This is a genomic window from Pimelobacter simplex (genome assembly GCF_024662235.1).
Taxonomy (GTDB): Bacteria; Actinomycetota; Actinomycetes; order Propionibacteriales; family Nocardioidaceae; genus Nocardioides.
Map to the genome: position 1 here is coordinate 5,233,272 of NZ_CP096276.1, position 18,967 is coordinate 5,252,238.

Consider the following 18,967-nt stretch of genomic DNA (forward strand, 5'->3'; position numbering starts at 1 on the left):
GGTGCTCACTGGGCGGCCTCCGTGCTCTCGTTGCGGTCCGTGCTGTCGTGGCTGTCGTGTCCGGTGAGGCTGAGGAAGACGTCGTCGAGGGTCGGTCGGCGCAGGCCGACGTCGAGCACCTTGACGGCCTCGCGCTCGAAGCCCTGGAGGACGCGCAGCAGGTCGCCGGCGGCCTCGTCGCCGACGGCGGCGCCGAGCTCGCGCCCGGCACTGGTGACCTGGACCTCGCCGACCGCGACCTCGTTGAGGATGCGGGTTGCGGCCTCGGTATCGGCCGCGTTGGTCAGGACGACCTCGATGCGCTGGCCGCCGGTCTGGGCCTTGAGCTCGTCGGCGGTGCCGTGGGCGATCTGGCGTCCGTGGTCGATGACGACGATGTCGTCGGCGAGGACGTCGGCCTCCTCGAGGTACTGCGTGGTGAGCAGCAGCGTGGCGCCCTCGCCGACCAGCTCGCGGATGACGTCCCACATGAGCTGGCGGCTGCGCGGGTCGAGCCCGGTGGTCGGCTCGTCGAGCACGATCACCGGCGGCGCGGCGACGAGCGCGCCGGCCAGGTCGAGGCGGCGGCGCTGGCCGCCGGAGTAGGTCTTGGTCGGCCGGCTCGCGAACTCGGTGAGGTCGAAGCGCTCGAGCAGCTCCTGTGCGCGGGCCCGCGCCCGCTGCCGGCCCAGGTGGTAGAGCCGGCCGATCATCACCAGGTTCTCGTACGCCGTGAGGTGCTCGTCGACCGCGGCGTACTGACCGGACAGGCCGATCTTGGCCTTGGCCGCCGCCGGCTCGGCCAGCACGTCGATGCCGGCCACGGTGGCGCTGCCCGCGTCGGGCTTGAGCAGCGTGGTCAGGCAGCGCACGGCGGTGGTCTTGCCGGCGCCGTTGGGCCCCAGGAGGGCCAGCACCTTGCCCTCGGGCACGGCCAGGTCGAGGCCGGCCAGGGCCTCGACTTCCTTGTAGCGCTTGACCAGTCCGGTCGCGCGGATCATCGGTTCGCTCATCGGTCCTGCGTCCCCTCGTGCCTCTCGGATGCCCTGTGCTTCGCACCCTAGAGACCGCCACCGACAACGGAATTCATCGCTCGCGCGGGCGCCGGGTGCGCAATTGAGGCAAGGCTCGCTTTCCTGGAACGGTTCAAGAAAAGGTGGCAAGGTGGGTGTCACCGCAAACCAGAGAACGAACGAAAGGGAGCAATCTCCATGGCCGCCACCGCGACCCAGCACCGCACCCGCCAGCACGTCTCGCACCCCGCCTTCCGCGCCGACGAGACGCTCGCCGGTCACCTCCAGCAGGTCCTCGTCGACCTCAACGACCTCGCGCTCCAGGGCAAGCAGGCCCACTGGAACGCCGTCGGCCCCAACTTCCGCGACCTGCACCTGCAGCTCGACGAGATCGTCGACGCCGCGCGTGAGTTCACCGACGACGTCGCCGAGCGGATGCGCGCCCTCTACGTCGTCCCGGACGGCACCTCGGCCCGCACCGCCGCGCAGTCGAGCCTCCCCGCCTTCCCCGGCGGCGAGGTCGAGACCGGCGCCGCGATCGACGCGATCGTCGCCTCCCTGTATGCCGTGGCCGGCACGGCCCGCCGCGTCCACGACGAGGTCGACGCCGCCGACCCGACCACGGCCGACCTGCTGCACACGATCCTCGAGCGCGTCGAGCAGCTCGCCTGGCTGACCGACGCCGAGCGCCGTACGCCGGGCGCCTCGGTGCCGGAGGCGATCGTCGTCTGACGCACCACTAGACAGATCAGCCGACATGTCTCACTCTTGAGGCATGTCGGCTGAACTGTCTCATGACCACGGCTATCGCCCGGGCGGCGGCGCCGCCTGGCGCGAGCCGTGGTCCGGCTACGCCTGGCTGCGCGAGCACGACCCCGTCCACCACGTGGTGCCCGCGGGCCGCCCCGAGCACGACCACTACGTGCTCTCCCGCCACGCCGACGTGCTCGCCGCGGCGGTCGACACCACGACGTACTCCAGCGCGGCCGGCCTCACCGTCGAGTACGGCGAGCTCGAGCGGATCGGCCTGGCCGACAACCCGCCGTTCGTGATGACCGACCCGCCGGTGCACACGACCTTCCGCAAGCTCGTGGCCCGCGGGTTCACCCCGCGCCAGGTGCGCGACGTCGAGCCGGCGGTGCGCGCGTTCGTGGTCGAGCGGCTCGACCGGCTGCGCGCGGCCGGCGGCGGCGACGTCGTCACCGAGCTGTTCAAGCCGCTGCCGAGCCTCGTCGTGGGCCACTACCTCGGTGTCCCGCCCGAGGACCAGGGCCGCTTCGACGACTGGAGCGGCGCGATCGTCGCGGCCAACGTGGCCGGCGAGGGTGCGGGCGCCGCCGACGACGCGGCCGGCGCGACCATCGAGATGATGGGCTACTTCACCGCCCTGGCCGAGCGCCGGCGCCACGACCCGGGCGACGACACGGTCTCCCAGCTGGTCCAGGCGGACGTCGACCTGCTCTCCGTCCTCGCCTTCGTCTTCACGATGGTGGCCGGCGGCAACGACACCTCGACCGGCGCCCTCGGCGGCGCGGTCCAGCTGCTCGCCGAGCGACCCGACCAGCGCGCGCTCCTCGCCGCCGACCCCGACCTCCTGCCCGACGCCGTCGAGGAGTTCCTCCGGCTCACCTCGCCGGTCCAGGGCCTGGCCCGGACGACGACCCGCGACGTCACGCTGCACGACACCGTCATCCCCGCGGGCCGCAAGGTGCTCCTGCTCTACGGCGCCGGCAACCGCGACCCGCGCAAGTACGGCCCCGACGCCGAGCACCTCGACGTCCGGCGCCGCCCGACCCAGATCCTCAGCTTCAGCCAGGGCCACCACCACTGCCTCGGCGCGGCCGCCGCGCGGCTCCAGATCACCGTCGCGCTCCAGGAGCTCCTCGCCCGGATCCCCGACTTCGCCGTCGACCACGACGCCGTCACCTGGGCGCCCGGCCCCTACGTACGCCGCCCGCTCTCGGTCCCGCTGGTCGTGGCCTGAGGTGAGCGCCGCCTGGGTCGACCGCCGTACGGCGGCGGAGGAGCGGATCCTCGACGCCGCGGGCGAGCTCTTCGCCGCCGCCGGTGCCGCCGGTGTCGACGGTGTCGCCATGGGCCGGATCGCCACCGCGGCGGGCTGCTCGCGCGCCACGCTCTACCGCTACTTCCCCGACCGGCCTGCGCTGCAGCGGGCGTTCGTGCAGCGTGAGGCGGTCCGGGTGGGGGCGCTCGTCGCCGCCGACGGGGCCGCCACCGTCACCGACGCCGTGCTGTCGGCGCTGCGCCACGTGCGTGCCGCGCCCACGCTGGCCGCCTGGTTCCGCGCGGGGGACGCCGGACGCGCTGCCGGACTGGCCCACGACTCCGAGGTCATCGCCGCGCTCGGGCTGACCGTGGTGGCCGACCGGGACGCGGCGCAGTGGCTGGTCCGGGTGATCGTGTCGCTGCTGACCGTGCCGGGTGGCGACGAGGACGCCGAACGCCGGCTGGTCGAGCGGTTCGTCGTACCGGTGATCGCCCTGGGTAGCCCCTGATCGGTCCCTGGCCGGCCCCTGAGCCGCCCGGGAATGCGCCCGATCTCCCCTACGGTGGTGCCCGTGGCAGCGGTGGTCTGGGTCTACACGGTTCTGACGAGCCTCGTGCTGGCGATCGGCCTCGGGGCGGTGATCCGGCGGATCCTCGGCGCCCGGGTCGGCTGGCTGCGCACCGTGCTGGTGGCGTGGATCGCCCTCCTGGTGGGGATCCCGGTCACCGGCAAGCTGGCGGTCACCGCCGGCGTCGGTACGTCGAGCGGCGAGCTGACGACGTCCCAGGGGACGGCGATCGCCTTCATCCTGGTCAGCTGCCTGTGGGTCTTCGCGGCCGCGCTGGCGGTCGTCATGCTGACCGAGGTGCTGCTCCCGTCGGGCACGGTGCCAGGCCCCGGCGAGGTCGTCGGCCGGACCCGCTCGTGGGCCCGCCGGACCCGGCGCTACCTCCAGATCGCCCGTGCCGCCACCGGTTCAGGGCTCGGTGCTGTGCTGCGCGGCGGACCGTCGTCGGCCTCCTTCGGCCCGGCCCTCGCGTCGGTCTTCAACAAGTCCGGCGTCACCTTCGTCAAGCTCGGCCAGATCCTCGCCACCCGCGACGACCTGCTCCCGGCCGACACCACGCGTGCCCTCGCGACGCTCCAGTCCGACGCCGACCCCGAGCCGTACGACGCCGTGGCCGGCACCATCGCGGCCGAGCTCGGCGGCCGGCCCGACGCCCTCTTCGCGACGTTCGACGTCGTTCCCCTCGCCGCCGCGTCCGTGGCGCAGGTGCACACCGCGACCACCCACGACGGCCGCGACGTCGTCGTGAAGGTGCAGCGCAGCAAGGCGCGGCGCCAGGTCGAGGTCGACACCGAGATCCTGCTCCGGCTCGCCCGGACCGCTGAGCAGCGCTGGCCCTGGGCCCGCGACATGACGGTCTCCCGGCTCGCCGCCGGGCTCGCGCAGTCGCTGCGCGAGGAGCTCGACTACCGCATCGAGGCCGAGCGCACGGCGTCCGGCGCCGCGGCCCTCCGCGGTCGCGACGACATCGTCGTCCCCGCGGTCGACCTCGGGCTCAGCACCCGCCGGGTGCTCGTCATGGAGCGGCTGCACGGCGTACCGCTCTCGGCGGGGGACGCCGCCGTCGCCGGCCTCGACCCCGAGCGCCGTACCCACCTCGCGGAGACCCTCATCGGCGCGCTGCTCGACACGGTCTTCGTCAGCGGCTTCTTCCACGCCGACCTGCACCCCGGCAACATCCTCGTCCTGGACGACGGCCGGCTGGGCCTGCTCGACTTCGGTGCCGTCGGCATCCTCGACAGCGAGACCCGCCAGCTCCTCGCCCTGCTGCTCTTCGCGATCCTCAGCGACGACGCGGTGTCCGCGGTCGACGCGATGGCGCTCGCGTTCGACGTACCGGACGACCTCGACGTGCCCCTCCTGCGCCGCGAGCTCGGCCGCGAGATCGCCGCCCTGCAGCTCCAGGACACCATCAGCGGCGACACCTTCGCCCGCATCTTCGCGGTCCTGCGCCGCCACGGCATCGGCGTCCCCGGCGACGTCGCGGCCGCCTTCCGGACCCTCACCTCCGTCGAGGCCGCCGTCACCCTCCTCGACCCCACCAACAGCCTGCTGTCGTCGGCCCGCGACCAGCTCCCGTCCCTCCTGCGCCGCCTCGCCGCCCCCCAGCGCCTCGCCGCCCAGGCCGCCAGCCAGGCCGGCGTCGTCGCCGCCATCGCCCGCCGCCTCCCCGAACGCCTCGAGCACGTCACCGGCGCCCTCAGCGACGGCACCTTCACCGTCCGCACCCGCGCCTTCGGCGACGCCGAGGACCGCGCCTGGCTCCGCGACCAGGTCAACAACGGCCTGGCCGCCGCCTTCGGCATCACCGCCTGCGTCCTCGCCGTCCTGCTCGCCCTCAGCGACAACGGACCCCGGCTCACCGACGACCTGTCGTTGTTCGGGCTGCTGGCGCTGGCACTGGGGTTCTGCGGGGTCACGCTGGCGCTGCGGGTCGTCGTGCGGTTGTTCCAGCGGCGCGAGAGCCCCTAGTCCTCCTGATATCCTTCGATATCAGGAGGTGGCGCGATGACTGACCTGCTCATTCGGAACGTGCCCGACGAGGACCTGCGGCGGATCGACGACAAGGCTCGTCGGCTCGGCCTGTCACGGGCCGACTACTTCCGTCGGCTGATCCTCCAGGAGGCGGCGCGCGGGGTCGACGACGCCGAACCGGGCACCGACGTCTTCGCGCGGTTCGCGGACCTCGCCCAGGACCTCGGCGACGACGACGTCATGAGGGACGCCTGGTCATGACCGACTGGCTCATCGACAAGTCCGCCCTCGTCCGGCTGGCGCACGCTGCCGAGCGCGACGAGTGGCGCGAGCGCTGCCGCCGGGGTCTGGTCCGGATCACCTCGCCGACGCTGCTCGAGGCGGGCTTCTCCGCACGATCGGCCGACGACTGGCAGGCGCTGGTCGCCGGTCCGCCCGTGTCGTGGTTCCCCGTCGAGTACCTCACCCCCGCCATCGAGCGCCGTGCGCTCGACGTCCAGCGCATCCTCGCGGCGCGTGGCCAGCACCGCGCCCCGTCGGTGCCCGACCTGCTGATCGCCGCGACGGCCGAGCTGGCGGGGCTCGTCGTCCTCCACCTCGACAAGGACTTCGAGCTCATCGCCGACGTCACCGGTCAGCAGGTCGAGCGCCTCGGCCTCACTGCGTGATCAGCGCCGCCGCCACGCGGTCCTCCAGCGGAGGAGTCAGTGCGTCGTCGCCCGAGACGATCTCGACGCGCTCGATCCGCCCGGTGAACCGGAACCCGTTGCGGGTCCCGTAGTCGTCGGTGACCGGCGTGCCGCGGTCGATGCCGACGTCGAGCGTCTGGTCCATCGAGAACATGTGGGGCAGCGACCGCTCCAGGCGGCCCTCGGCGACCTTTGCGCCGTCGAGCACGAGCGTGATCGAGGCGCCCTTGCCGAAGCCGCCGCCGTCGTACGCGAAGACGAGCTCGACGTCGTGCTCGCCGTCGGTCAGCACCGTCGCCGACCGCACGTGCGTCCAGTCGATCGCCGCCCGGCTGTAGGCCCAGGTGACGACGCCCTCCTTGACGTAGAGCGACCACCCGCCGAAGTAGCCGCCCTGCGCGACGAGCACGCCCGACGTCCCCGGGCCTCCCGCGAACCGCGCCCGTACGACGTGCGACGCGTTGCGCACCGGCGGCACCGCGTCGTCGCGCAGCCGTCCCGAGGTGGGCCCGAGGACGATCGAGGTCGGGGGAGCGGGCCGGCCGGTGCCGCCGGCGTTGAACCGGCGGGCGAGCTTGTCGTCCATGGGGAGCACGTGGTTGCGCCGTGCCTCGGCCAGGAAGAGCTCCTGCAGAGCGGCGAGCCGCTCCGGCTCGGCGGCCGCGAGGTCCCGGGCCTGGGTCCAGTCGGTCGTGGTGTCGTAGAGCTCCCAGCGATCGTCCTCGAAGCGCGGCGTCTCCACCGACGCCGGGTGCCAGGGCGCCTTGTGCGCGGCGACCGCGGTCCAGCCCTCGTGGTAGATCCCGCGGTTGCCGAACATCTCGAAGTACTGCGTGGTGTGCCGTTCCGCGGCCTGCGGCTGGTCGAAGGAGTAGGCGAACGAGACGCCGTCCAACGGTGCCTGCCGGACGCCGTCGATCGTCTCCGGCACCGGTACGCCGGCCACGTCGAGCAGCGTCGGCAGCACGTCGTTCACGTGGTGCCACTGGCGCCGCACCTCGCCGCGTGCCCGGATGCCCGCGGGCCAGTGCACGACGAGCCCGTTGCGGGTGCCGCCGTAGTGCGAGGCGACCTGCTTCGTCCACTGGTACGGCGTGTCCATGGCCACCGCCCAACCGGCGGGGTAGTGCGCGTAGGTGTCCGGCCCGCCGAGCTCGCCGGGTCGCTCCGCGATGAAGCGCGCGATCCGCTCCGGGTCCTCCTCGATGCCGTTGAAGTGCAGCCCCTCGTTGAGCGTCCCGGCCGGCCCGCCCTCGGCGGAAGCCCCGTTGTCACCGAGGATGTAGAGCACGATCGTGTTGTCGAGCTCGCCGCGCTCGCGCAGCGCGTCGATCACCCGGCCCACCTGGGCGTCGGTGTGCTCGGCGAACGCCGCGTAGAGCTCCATGAGCCGTTGCCCGGTCTCCTGCTCCAGCGCGGAGACGTCGTCCCAGTGGGGGACGCCGGGCGTCCAGGGCGCCAGCTCCGCCTCCGGAGGTACGACGCCCAGTGCGCGCTGCTTCTCGAGCGTGATCTCGCGTTGCCGGTCCCACCCGTGCGCGAACTCGCCGCGGTAGCGGTCCCGCCACGAGTCCGGGACCTGGAAGGGCGCGTGCGTCGCGCCGAACGCGAGGTAGCAGAACCACGGCTTGTCGGGCGCGTGCGTGCGGACGTCGCCGGTCCAGGCGATCGCGCGGTCGGCGAGGTCCTCGGACAGGTGGTAGCCCTCGGCCGCGCTGCGCGGCGGGTCGACGAACGTCGTACCGTCGACGAGCGTCGGCTCGAACTGGCTGGCCTCGCCGCCGAGGAAGCCGTAGAAGCGGTCGAATCCCTCGCCCGTCGGCCACCGGTCGAACGGTCCTGCCGCGGTCTGCTCCCAGGGCGGGGTCTGGTGCCACTTGCCGAAGGCGCCCGTGCTGTAGCCGTTGCCGCGCAGGACCTGCGCGAGCGTGCCGGCGTCGCGGGGGCGCAGGCCGTCGTACCCCGGGGCGCCGGTGGAGATCTCCATGACCGTGCCGACGCCGACCGCGTGGTGGTTGCGACCGGTCATCAGCGCGGCCCGTGTGGGCGAGCACAGCGCCGTGGTGTGGAAGCGCGTGTAGCGCAGGCCGTCGTCGGCGAGCTGCTCGGCGACGGGCGTCCGGCACGGGCCGCCGAAGACCGAGGGGGCGCCGAATCCCATGTCGTCGAGCAGGACGACGAGCACGTTCGGCGCTCCCTCGGGGGCTTCGAGCCGCTCCCGCCCCGGCAGCGGACCGTCCTGGTCCCGTACGTCGACCTCCGCCTCGAAGGCGGCGCGGGCGCGGTGGAAGGGCAGGTGGGCGCGGGGATCGTCGGACACGGGGTCTCCGTTCATGAGGGGGTCGAGAGGGAATTGCCGCACCGGAAGCCGACATTGGCCGAGGCCGAGTCGGGGGTGTTGCTGCTGCGGGCGGCGACGCGGTAGCGGTTGCAGTACGAGTCGTGGCAGAGGTAGGAGCCGCCGCGCATCACGCGGGTGTGCCCGTGCCGGGGCCCGTGCGGGTCGTCGGCGGGGGAGTCGGCGTAGTAGCCGGCGTCGAACCGGTCGGCGCACCACTCCCAGACGTTGCCGACGGTCTGGAAGAGGCCGTAGCCGTTGGGTCGGTAGGACTTCACCGGTGCCGTCGTCAGGTGGCCGTCGTCGAGCGTGTTGTGCCGGGGGAAGTCGCCCTGCCACACGTTGAGCCGCCAGGCGCCGCCGTCGTGCAGCTCGTCCCCCCAGGGGAAGCGGCGGCCCGAGAGGCCCCCACGTGCGGCGAATTCCCACTCGGCCTCGGTCAGCAGCCGCTTGCCCGCCCAGCGGCAGTACGCCTGCGCGTCGTGCCACGTGACGTGCACGACGGGGTGGTGCGGCAGGTCGCCGATCGACGACAGCGGTCCGGCGGGGTGCCGCCAGTCCGCGCCCTTGACCGCGACCCACCAGGGCGTCGTGTCGAGCCGGTGCAGGACGTCGGCCCGGGTGGCCTCGACGGCGAGGTGGAAGACCGCGGAGACACCGAGCTGCTCGGCCTCGGTGACATGGCCGGTGGCGCGCACGAACCGCGCGAACGCCGCGTTGGTCACCGCCGTCTCGTCCACGAGGTACGGCGCCAGCGTCACCTCGTGCACCGGACCCTCGCCGTCAGCGGGATCCCCGTCGCCGAAGGGGTCACCCATCGCGAACGTCCCGCCGGGGATCGCGCGCTGGCCGCGGGTGTCGCGCCGGTCTGCCGGCGGCCGGTACGGAGCCGCGGGACCGACGGTGAGCAGGTCGCCCTGGCCGACCGATCCCGCGCAGCACGCGCCGCTCATGACGCGAGCTCGCGCACCCGCCGGCCGCGGCGCCGGCTGGGGTCCGGCACCGGGACGGCGTCGAGCAGCCGTCGCGTGTAGTCCTCGCTCGGGTGCGTGAACACCGCGCTCACGGGGCCTTCCTCGACGAGCCGTCCAGCGCGCAGGACCGCCACCCGGTCGGCGACCTGGTGCACGACGGCGAGGTCGTGGCTGATGAACAGGCAGGCGAAGCCGAGCCGCTCCTGGAGGTCGCGGAACAGCTCCAGTACGCGCGCCTGCACCGACACGTCGAGCGCACTGGTGGGCTCGTCGGCCACGAGCAGGCTCGGCTCCAGCGCGAGCGCACGGGCCAGGGCAATCCGCTGCCGCTGGCCGCCGGAGAGCTCACGCGGGCGCCGGCCGGCGTACGACGCGGGGAGCTGGACCGCTTCGAGGAGCTCGGCCACCCGGGCGTCGCGCTCACCGGTGGTGCCGACCTGGTGGATGTCGAGCGGCTCGCGGATGCTCGCACCGACGCTGAGCCGCGGGTCGAGCGAGGCCTCCGGGTCCTGGTGCACGAACGCCAGACCACGACGGAGGTTCCGGCGCTCGGAGCGAGGCGCGGCCAGCACGTCCCGGCCGCGCAGCAGCACCTGCCCGTCGGCCAGCGGGACGAGGCCGGCGGCGAGCCGGCCGAGTGTCGTCTTGCCGGAGCCGGACTCGCCGACCAGGCCGAGCACCTCACCCGGCGCGACGGTGAGCGAGACGTCGCTGATCGCGGGGAAGGCCCGGCCCCGACGGCTCGATCCGTAGTGCACGTGGACGTCGCGGAACTCCACGGCCGGGGTCACCTCGTCCGCGACGATCGCCGCCGCCGCGGGGACGGCCGGGCCCGGCGTCGCCTGCGTGCCGGCCTCGGGGAGGCGCAGCACCGACGCGAGCAGCGTCTTGGTGTACGGCTCCCGCGGGTGGGCGAACAGCGCGCGGGTCTCGCCCTCCTCGACGACATTGCCCGCCTGCAGGACGACGACCCGGTCGGCGATCTCGGCGACCACCCCCATGTTGTGGGTGATGAGCACGATCGCGGTGCCGGTCTGCTCGCGGATCCGGTCCAGCAGGCGCAGGATCTCGGCCTGCACGGTGACGTCGAGCGCGGTGGTCGGCTCGTCGGCGAGCAGCACCTCCGGCTCGTTCGCCAGCGCGAGGGCGAGCACCACCCGCTGCTTCTGGCCGCCCGAGAGCTGGTGGGGGTACGAGCCGAGCCGGCGCTCCGGCTCGGGGATCTCGACCGCGCGGAGCAGCTCGATCGCCCGCTCCCGTGCGGCTTTCCGCGATCGGAGGCCGTGCGCGCGCAGTGCCTCGCGGAGCTGCCAGCCGACGGTCCGCACCGGGTTGAGCGCGGTCTGCGGCTCCTGGAACACCATCGCGATCCGGGCACCGCGGAACCGGTCGAGCTCGGCCTCGGGCAGCCCGAGGAGCTCCTCGCCGTCGTACCTGATGGATCCGGTGGCCTGCGCGCCCGGCGGCAGCAGGCCGAGCACCGCACGCGCGGTCATCGACTTCCCGGAGCCCGATTCGCCCACCAGGGCGAGGATCTCGCCGCGTTCGAGGGCGACCGAGACATCCTCGACGGCGGGCCGGGGCTGGGCGAACGAGATGGCGAGGTGCTCGATCTCGAGCACAGGGGACACAGGCGACTCAGGCACGGCGGGCCTCCGCGAGGGACTGGGAGATGAGCAGGAGACCGAGGACCAGCGCCACCACGACGGCGAGCGGGCCCACGGCGAAGAACGGCGCCTCGTGCAGCAGTCGCACGCCGTCCTTGATGAGGGAGCCGAGCGAAGGGTGCGGCGGCCGGACACCCAGCCCGAGGAAGCTCATCGCGCCCTCGATGAACACCGCGACCGACATCGACACGGCGAGCTGGACGGTCAGCGGCTCCAGCGAGTTGGGGAGGACGTGCTTGCGCAGCACCCACCAGGGTCCGGCGCCGACGACCTGCGAGGCCTCGACGAACGGCATCTCCCGCACGGTCCGCACCGATGTGCGCACCAGCCGCCCGAAGACCGGGATCTCCAGCGCCACGATGACGACGCCGACCGTGAGCACGCCGGGGCCGAGGAAGGCGGTGAGCAGGATGCCCAGGATGAGCGCGGGGAACGCGAGCAGCAGGTCGAACGCCCGCTGCGCGATCACGTCGGTCACCGTCCACCAGCTCGTGACCAGGCCGATCAGCACGCCGGCGGCCGCGCCGACCGGCACCGCCGCGAACACGATGACCAGGTCGACCCGGATGCCGTACAGCGTGCGGGACAGGATGTCGCGGTTGAGCTCGTCGGTGCCGAGCCAGTGCCCGGGGCCGGGCCCCAGCAGGTTGGCGCCCTTGATCTGCTCCGTCGGCCCGTACGGCGCGAGCAGCGGCCCGAGCACGCCGAGCGCCACCACCGTGCTGACGAGCACGAGCCCCACGAGGCCGCGGCCGTGGCGCAGCGCGTGCAGCAGGCCGTCGCGTCGTACGGGCGCGGGATCGCCGGGGACGGGACCCACGGGGACCGGGCTGAGCGGCTCCTCCAGCGAGACGTCGAGGGTCATCAGGAGACTCCGTTCAGCCGGACGCGCGGGTCGAGCCACGCATGGATGACGTCCGTGGCGAGCTGGGTGAGGACGAAGACGACCACCGAGAGCAGCAGCAGGACCTGCACGACGGGGTAGTCGCGGGCCGAGATCCCCTGCTCCACCAGGCGTCCGAGGCCCGGCCAGGCGAAGACCGCCTCGACCAGGATCGCCCCACCCAGCAGGGTTCCGAGCTGCAGGCCGAGCACCGTCACCGTCGACGGCAGCGCGTTGCGCAGCGCCTGGGTGAGCACGATCCGGCGGCGAGGGATGCCGAGCGCCCGCGCCGTCGTCACGTACGGCTGCCGCATCTGCGTCCGCAGCGCCTCGGTGAGGAACCGGGTCAGTGCCGCCCACGCGGGCAGCGCCAGCGCGATGCCCGGGAGGATCAGGTACTGCAGCGCGATGTCGGGCTGCGCGAAGAAGCCGGCCGGCGGCGTCCCCCCAGCGGGGAGCACGGGGAAGCGCACCGCGAACACCAGCACCAGCACGAGCGCCGTCGCGAACGTCGGCACCGCCACCGCCGCGGTGTTGAGGGCCGAGAGCAGCGAGTTGAGCCAGCGCCGGTCCCCGACCACCGCCGCGGTGCTGGTCACGATCGCACCGACGGTGGCGAGGACGAGCGCGAACAGCGTCAGCACGACGGTGTTGAGCGCACCGTCCGCGATCAGGCTGCCCACGTCCCCGCCCAGCTTGTACGACGGACCGAGGTCGAACCGGGCCAGGTCGCCGAGCCAGTGCACGTACTGGCTCCAGAACGGCTGGTCCAGCCCGAGCTGCGTGCGGATCGCGTCCCGCGCGGCGGGCGTGGCGTCCGGCCCGGCGAGCACCGTGACGGGGTCGCCGGGCACCAGCCGGATCAGGGCGAAGATCCCGATCGACGCGAGCGCCGTCACGAGGAGGGCCGAGCCCAGCCGGCTGAGGAGGTAGCGGGTCATGACGCTGTGCTCACTTCGACAGGTACGTGTCGTAGAAGACCGGCTCGCCGCGCTTGGTCTGCCCGATGCCGTGGACCTGCGTGCTGCTGGCGTCCTGCGGCAGCGTGATCGCGATCTCCAGCAGGAACGAGCCCTTGAGCAGCGCCTGGCTGAGCGTGGCGTAGTCGGCGGTGTCGACCGCGTCGGGCTTCTCCTTCCAGACCTTGTCCGCGATCGCCTGGTAGTCCTTGTCGACGTAGAGCGAGGCGTTGTGCTCGGCGTTGAAGGGGTACGCCGACACGGCGAGCGTCGACGGCGTCCAGTTGGCGTAGCCGTGGCTGAGGATCCACAGCGCCGGGAACTTCGCGCCGATCAGCTGCTGGATCACCTGCGCCTGCTCCTGCGGGTCGAGCTCGACCTCGATGCCCACCTTGGCCAGGTCGGCCTGCGCGATCTGCGCGATCGCCCCGTAGATGGGGTTCTCCGAGGGATAGGTGAGCGGCAGCTTCGGGATCTTCACGCCGTCGGCCTTGGCCTCGTCGACGAGCTTCTTCGCCTGGTCGAGGTCGTAGTCGTAGGTGCCGTTGGCCGTCGCGTCGTACGCCGGCGAGTAGTCCGGCCACGGCAGGCTGATCGGGACGCCCGCGCCGCGGAAGACCTCGTCCACGACCCGCTTGCGGTCCAGGGCGTAGGCGATCGCCTGACGGACCCGGACGTCGGAGAGTGCGGGGTTGGTGACGTTCGTGCCGACGTACACCTGGCCCTCGGCGCCGTCCCACTGGTTGACGTTGAACTGGTCGTCCTTGCCGAGGCTCTCGAAGTCGCGGTACGACGCGCCGAGGATCAGGTCGAGCTGGTGCGAGCGGAGCTGGGCGACCTGCGCCTGCGGGTCCGGGATGACGCTGACGTCGATGCCGTCGAGCGCCGGCTTGCCGCGCCAGTAGTCGTCATTGCGCGTGAACTGGATCTTGGCGCCCGGGCTCCAGCTCGTGAACTCGAACGGGCCGGTGCCGACGAACGCCTTGCCCTCGCGGAGCTGGTCGATCGTGTCCTGGTCGATGATCGGCAGCATGTCGAGCAGGTCGAAGATGTTGCTCAGCGGGTGCGCGAAGGTCAGCGTGATCGCGTGCTCGTCGGTGGTGTCGAAGCCGGTGATCGCCGCGGCCGTGCGCTGCAGCTGCACCGTCCAGGCCGGGTCCGCCCAGGTCTTGATGCTGAACTCGACGTCCTTGCTCGTGAACGGCCGGCCGGAGTGGAACTTCACGTCGTCGCGCAGCTGCAGGGTGAGCTGCTTGCCGTCGTCGGAGAGCTGCCACGACGTCGCGAGCGAGGGCTTCGGGTCCAGGCTGTCGAGCGGGTAGTCGATCAGCGAGTCGTAGACGCTGCCGATCAGGACGTTGATCGAGTCGCTGGAGTTCGTGAAGATCCGCGCCGGAACGATGTCCTGGAGCGCGCCGACCCGCAGCGTGCCGCCCTCCTGGCGCTCACCCGAGCCGCTCTTGAGCTCGTCGACGGCCGACGAGCAGGCCGTCGCCGTGACCAGGGTCAGCAGCGCGACGAGCGCGCCGGCCAGGCGGATCAGGTGCCGGCGGGAGCGCTGGTGCGCGCGGCGGTGCGGGTGGGCGGAGACGGGTGTGGACACGGGTGTTCCTTTCGGGGACGGAGACGGGTCCGAGAAGGGGGGCGAGGGGAGGGAAGGGTCAGGCGCCGCGACGGCGACGACACGCCCCGGCGGTCTCGACGCAGCCCTGGGGGTCGTCGAGGACCGGTCCCAGCGCGACGGTGCAGGCGCTGATCGCCTGGATGTCCGCGCCGAAGCGGGTGAAGGAGACGGGGACCGCGTGGTCGAGGGCGGTGTGCTCGTCGTAGGACCCGACGACGGTGTCGAGCTGCTCGGGGTCGCCGGTGAACGCCTGCCCGACGAGGACGACGCGATCCGGCGAGAGCATGTCGCGCACCGAACCGGCGACCGCGCCGAGCGTGCGCGCCCGGTCGGCGGGGGAGAGCGACGGCACCGTGGCCGCGAGGCAGCCGGTCCGGCCGCACGAGCACGGGATCCGCGAACCGGTGGGGAAGTGGGTCAGGCTCGCGGCCCGGGTGACGTCGGTCTGCACGCCGCGATCGACCGCGACCGACCAGCCGAAGGTGTCGCGGGCGTAGACGTAGAGCGTCATCCCGCCGATCCCGTGCCGGCGGTGCAGGAACTCCGATGCGGCGACCGCGGAGATGTGGTCGCCGGTGCGGACCGGGAGGCCGGTCAGGTCGCGCAGCTCGGCCTCGCGCTCGGTCGGCACCAGGCCGAGCTCGCGCCAGGGGGAGACGAGGCCGGCCGCCAGCGGGACCCGGTCGGGGAGCGTGCCGAGGAGGGCGGCGCCGACCCGGCTCAGCTGCTCGAGGTCGGGGTCCGCGCCGAGCGGGCGTCGTACGGTGCGGGAGGCGAGGACGCGGCCGGTGAGGTCGCCGAGGGCGACCGTCGCGATCCGGCGTCCGACGTGGAAGCCGAGGGTGACGTAGTGCTCCGCGTCGATCTCGACCGGGACGCCCGGGCGCCCGGTGAGTCCGGGGCGAGCGAGGTCGGGGCGCTCGCGGAGCAGGCCGAGCTCGGCGAGCTGGGCCGCCGTACGGCCGACGGTGGCGATGCTCAGCCCGCTCGCCGCGGCGATCTCGTCACGAGACGCACGGCCGGCGGAGCGGACGTGCTCCAGCACCTGGGCGGCGGTCGGGCTGAACCGGCCGCGGGACACGGTGATGATCGGCGAACGAGGCACGCCGTCCTCCTTCCGAGTCCGTGGCGGGGTGCCGAGGTGAGCAATTGTCTATCAACTGACTCGACAAACTGTAGATCACCGTGGAGGGCGTCCCACAACTTCGTCCCGCGATCCGGTCGGGTTCGGATCACGGTGAGCGGAACCCTTGTCCGGTGGGGCTTTCCGCCTCACCGTGGACCCTCGTTCCCCACCCCCGACGACGAAGGACCGCCACGTCATGACCATCAGCCTCGACCGGACGACCGCCGCGAACCCCGCCTCCGCCGCCCCTGACGGGCTCGCCGTCAGCAAGCTGGGCAGCCGGATCGGCGCGCGCATCGACGGCGTACGCCTCGGTGCCGACCTCGCGCCCGAGACCGTGGCGGGCATCCGCGCGGCGCTGCTGGAGCACAAGGTCGTCTTCTTCCGCGGGCAGGACCACCTCGACGACGACGCGCAGATCGGCTTCGGCGAGCTCCTCGGCCCGCTCACCACCGCGCACCCGACGGTCAACACCGGCAGCGCGCGGGTCCTCGCGCTCAAGGCGACCAAGGGGATGGCGGCCAACTCGTGGCACACCGACGTCACCTTCGTCGACCGGATCCCGGCGTTCTCGGTGCTGCGCGGCGTCACCATCCCGGAGTACGGCGGCAGCACCGTGTGGGCCAACACGGTCACGGCGTACGAGACGCTGCCGCCGCAGCTCAAGGCGCTCGTCGACGACCTCTGGGCGATCCACACCAACGACTACGACTACGCCAACCACTACTCCGAGGAGGGCGAGGCCAACACCCAGTTCAGCCGCTCGGAGTTCGCCTCGACCGTCTACCAGACCGAGCACCCCGTCGTCCGGGTCCACCCCGAGACCGGTGAGCGCTCGCTCCTGCTCGGCCACTTCGTCAAGAACTTCGTCGGCTTCAACGCCAAGGAGTCGGCCGCGCTCTACAACCTCCTGCAGGACCGGGTGACCAAGCTCGAGAACACGGTCCGCTGGACCTGGGCCGACGGCGACGTCGCGATCTGGGACAACCGCGCGACCCAGCACTACGCCGTCGCCGACTTCGACACCCAGCTGCGCGAGGTCCGCCGGATCACCGTGCAGGGGCCGGTCCCGGTCTCGATCACGGGTCGCGAGAGCCGGGTGGTGGCCGGCTCGGCCGATGTCTACAACCGGCTGGACGAGCTGATCAGCTGACCGTTCCTCTCCACAGGTACGTCGCCACGGCGATCTTCTCCACAGGCGGGCTGCGCCGGATCCCTTTGTCGGGGGTCCGGCGTAGCGTCTTTTCCATGACTCCCGCCGACCTGCTGACCGATGGCCTGGGCCGTGTCCTCGACTCTGTCGAGGCCGTGCTCGACGGCCTCTCCGACGACCTCCTGGTGCAGCGCCCCGCCCCCGGTGCCAACCCGATCGCCTGGCTCGTGTGGCACCTGACCAGGGTCCAGGACGACCACGTCGCCGATGTGGCCGGCATCGAGCAGGTCTACACCGCCCAGGGCTATGCCGACCGGTTCGCGCTGCCGCTCGACGTCAAGGACCACGGCTACGGCCACACGAGCGAGCAGGTCGGCCTGGTCCGTGCCCCGGCCGGCCTGCTCCTCGACTACTACCGCGCCACCCATGCGGCCTCGCTGGCCTATGTCGCGACGCTCGGTGCCGACGACCTCGACCGGGTCGTCGACACCCGGTGGGACCCTCCGGTCACCCTCGGGGTCCGCTTGGTCAGCGTGATCGACGACTGTACGCAGCACGCCGGGCAGGCGGCGTACGTGCGGGGGGTGCTGCTGGGCTGAGCCGATCACCGCGGCCCTCCATCCCCAGGGCGACGACGGCTGCGATCGCGCCGATGCCGGCGATCCACCACCAGACGGTCTCGAACTCGGCGAGGCCGGGCGTCGTACCGGAGGACGTGCCGAGCAGGCTGACGAGCACGCTCACGCCGAGGGCGAGCGCGACCTGGCGGGCCATGGTCACGATCCCCGACCCGGTCGAGGCGTCCGCGACGGGCAGGTCCGCGATGGCGGCGGCGGTGACGTTGGGCATGACCAGTCCGACGGCGACGCCGATGGCGATCCAGGGGAGCAGGTAGCCGGTCACGTACGACGGTTCCGCGGTCAGCACGTGCGCCTGCCAGGCCGCGCAGGAGGCGAAGATCGCCGAGCCCGCGGCGATGAGGTGACCGGGCCGGGCCCGGGGGAGCAGGCGGCCGACCGTGATGCCGACGACCGCGACGGCGAGCGGTCCCGGGGTGAGGGCGAGCCCGGTGCGCAGCGGGGAGTAGCCCCACGCCCGCTGCATCCAGAGGATGCCGGCGAGCAGGGCCATGGCGAAGCCCATGTTGAACACGACGGTGGTCAGGTTCGCGAGGGTGAACCGCCGGTTGCGGAACAGGTGCGGGTCCACCACGGGTGCGGGGTGCCCGGCGGCGACCAGGCGGACGCCGATCGCGGCCGCGACGGCGACGCCGAGAGCGGTGAGGGTGGCGAGCGAGGTCCAGCGCCAGGCGTCGGCCTGGACGAGGGCGAGCACGAGGGCGCCGACCGAGGTGGCGAGCAGGAGCGCGCCGAGGACGTCGGGGCGCGGGGGCACCGCGGCGTCGGCGGCGGTGTCGTCCTGCAGGTCCGGGACGGAGCGGACCGCGAGCGCGATCAGGACCAGGCCGGCGGGGACGTTGATCCAGAACGCCCACTCCCACGAGAGCTGGACGAGGACCCCGCCGACCGAGGGGCCGACGGCGGCGGAGACGGCGCCGACGAGGGCCCAGAGGCGGGCGACGGCGGCCCGCTTCTCCGGGGGCGCGGCGGCGACGAGGAGGCCGAGGCTGGCTGGCATCATCGCGGCGGCGCCGACGGCCTGGACGACGCGGAACCCGACGAGTGTCCAGACGTCCGGGGCGAGGCCGGCGCCGAGGCTGGCGGCGGTGAACAGCGCCATGCCGACGACGAAGACGTTCTTGCGGCCACGGCGGTCCGCGACCCGGCCGAGCGGGACGAGGAGGGCGGCGAAGGTGACGGCGTAGGCGTTGAGGATCCAGCTGAGCGCGCCGAGATCGGGTTCGCCGAGGTCGCGGCCGATGTCGTCGAGGGCGACGTTGACGATGAACAGGTCGATCCCGGCGAGCCAGACGGCGCCGGTGAGGACCAGGAGGACGAGGGGGCCTCGCTGACTTCTGTTTTCCATAGTCAGCACCGTAGGGATCTGACTAT

Annotated in this window: 17 protein-coding genes; 8 read left to right on the top strand and 9 right to left on the bottom strand. The window is 72.9% G+C overall.

The window, feature by feature from the left end; genetic code table 11:
• Positions 1-5: 5 nt before the first annotated feature.
• Positions 6-992 (bottom strand): ATP-binding cassette domain-containing protein, encoded by a 987-nt coding sequence (locus M0M48_RS25690; protein WP_257753287.1) that lies wholly within the window; start codon positions 990-992, stop codon positions 6-8.
• A gap of 198 nt (positions 993-1,190) precedes the next feature.
• On the opposite strand from M0M48_RS25690, the gene M0M48_RS25695 reads away from it, so the two are divergent.
• From M0M48_RS25695 to M0M48_RS25720, 6 genes are all read left to right on the top strand, one after another.
• Positions 1,191-1,724: a Dps family protein gene (locus tag M0M48_RS25695; protein WP_215813965.1), complete on the top strand. Its 534-nt coding sequence runs from the start codon at positions 1,191-1,193 to the stop codon at positions 1,722-1,724.
• A gap of 43 nt (positions 1,725-1,767) precedes the next feature.
• Positions 1,768-2,976 (top strand): cytochrome P450, encoded by a 1,209-nt coding sequence (locus M0M48_RS25700; protein WP_257753288.1) that lies wholly within the window; start codon positions 1,768-1,770, stop codon positions 2,974-2,976.
• 1 nt (position 2,977) lies between these two features.
• Positions 2,978-3,508: a TetR family transcriptional regulator gene (locus M0M48_RS25705; protein WP_257753289.1), complete on the top strand. Its 531-nt coding sequence runs from the start codon at positions 2,978-2,980 to the stop codon at positions 3,506-3,508.
• A gap of 63 nt (positions 3,509-3,571) precedes the next feature.
• The gene (locus M0M48_RS25710) at positions 3,572-5,539 is read left to right on the top strand and encodes an ABC1 kinase family protein (protein ID WP_257753290.1); all 1,968 of its coding nucleotides are present in this window, start codon (positions 3,572-3,574) and stop codon (positions 5,537-5,539) included.
• 36 nt (positions 5,540-5,575) lie between these two features.
• The gene (vapB, locus tag M0M48_RS25715; protein WP_215813961.1) at positions 5,576-5,803 is read left to right on the top strand and encodes a type II toxin-antitoxin system VapB family antitoxin; all 228 of its coding nucleotides are present in this window, start codon (positions 5,576-5,578) and stop codon (positions 5,801-5,803) included.
• Positions 5,800-6,210 carry a PIN domain nuclease gene (locus M0M48_RS25720; protein WP_257753291.1) on the top strand — a complete coding sequence of 137 codons (411 nt, stop codon included), beginning with the start codon at positions 5,800-5,802 and terminating at the stop codon, positions 6,208-6,210. Before vapB ends, M0M48_RS25720 begins: the two co-directional genes overlap by 4 nt.
• Here M0M48_RS25720 and M0M48_RS25725 read toward each other — a convergent pair.
• Genes M0M48_RS25725 through M0M48_RS25755 form a run of 7 tightly spaced genes read right to left on the bottom strand, consistent with a single transcriptional unit; the run spans position 6,200 to position 15,781 of the window.
• Positions 6,200-8,551, bottom strand: a complete 2,352-nt coding sequence (locus tag M0M48_RS25725; RefSeq protein WP_257753292.1) for an arylsulfatase — start codon at positions 8,549-8,551, stop codon at positions 6,200-6,202. The genes M0M48_RS25720 and M0M48_RS25725 overlap by 11 nt on opposite strands.
• An 11-nt stretch (positions 8,552-8,562) precedes the next feature.
• Positions 8,563-9,522 carry a formylglycine-generating enzyme family protein gene (locus tag M0M48_RS25730; RefSeq protein ID WP_257753293.1) on the bottom strand — a complete coding sequence of 320 codons (960 nt, stop codon included), beginning with the start codon at positions 9,520-9,522 and terminating at the stop codon, positions 8,563-8,565.
• On the bottom strand, positions 9,519-11,189 hold the full coding sequence (locus M0M48_RS25735; RefSeq protein ID WP_257753294.1) for a dipeptide ABC transporter ATP-binding protein: 1,671 nt from the start codon (positions 11,187-11,189) through the stop codon (positions 9,519-9,521). The genes M0M48_RS25730 and M0M48_RS25735 overlap by 4 nt, the downstream gene beginning before the upstream one ends.
• Positions 11,182-12,075, bottom strand: a complete 894-nt coding sequence (locus tag M0M48_RS25740) for an ABC transporter permease (RefSeq protein WP_257753295.1) — start codon at positions 12,073-12,075, stop codon at positions 11,182-11,184. Before M0M48_RS25740 ends, M0M48_RS25735 begins: the two co-directional genes overlap by 8 nt.
• Positions 12,075-13,034 carry an ABC transporter permease gene (locus M0M48_RS25745; protein ID WP_215813955.1) on the bottom strand — a complete coding sequence of 320 codons (960 nt, stop codon included), beginning with the start codon at positions 13,032-13,034 and terminating at the stop codon, positions 12,075-12,077. The genes M0M48_RS25740 and M0M48_RS25745 overlap by 1 nt, the downstream gene beginning before the upstream one ends.
• A 10-nt stretch (positions 13,035-13,044) precedes the next feature.
• Complete coding sequence (locus tag M0M48_RS25750; protein WP_257753296.1) at positions 13,045-14,655, bottom strand: ABC transporter substrate-binding protein; 1,611 nt, start codon at positions 14,653-14,655, stop codon at positions 13,045-13,047.
• Between the two features lie 58 nt (positions 14,656-14,713).
• On the bottom strand, positions 14,714-15,781 hold the full coding sequence (locus M0M48_RS25755; RefSeq protein WP_257753297.1) for an ROK family transcriptional regulator: 1,068 nt from the start codon (positions 15,779-15,781) through the stop codon (positions 14,714-14,716).
• 217 nt (positions 15,782-15,998) lie between these two features.
• On the opposite strand from M0M48_RS25755, the gene M0M48_RS25760 reads away from it, so the two are divergent.
• Positions 15,999-16,955 carry a TauD/TfdA dioxygenase family protein gene (locus tag M0M48_RS25760; RefSeq protein ID WP_257753298.1) on the top strand — a complete coding sequence of 319 codons (957 nt, stop codon included), beginning with the start codon at positions 15,999-16,001 and terminating at the stop codon, positions 16,953-16,955.
• 95 nt (positions 16,956-17,050) lie between these two features.
• Positions 17,051-17,554 (top strand): mycothiol transferase, encoded by a 504-nt coding sequence (locus M0M48_RS25765; protein ID WP_215813951.1) that lies wholly within the window; start codon positions 17,051-17,053, stop codon positions 17,552-17,554.
• On the opposite strand, the gene M0M48_RS25770 is transcribed toward M0M48_RS25765, so the two are convergent.
• Positions 17,484-18,941, bottom strand: a complete 1,458-nt coding sequence (locus tag M0M48_RS25770) for an MFS transporter (protein WP_257753299.1) — start codon at positions 18,939-18,941, stop codon at positions 17,484-17,486. The two genes, M0M48_RS25765 and M0M48_RS25770, sit on opposite strands and share 71 nt — an antisense overlap.
• Positions 18,942-18,967: the final 26 nt, after the last annotated feature.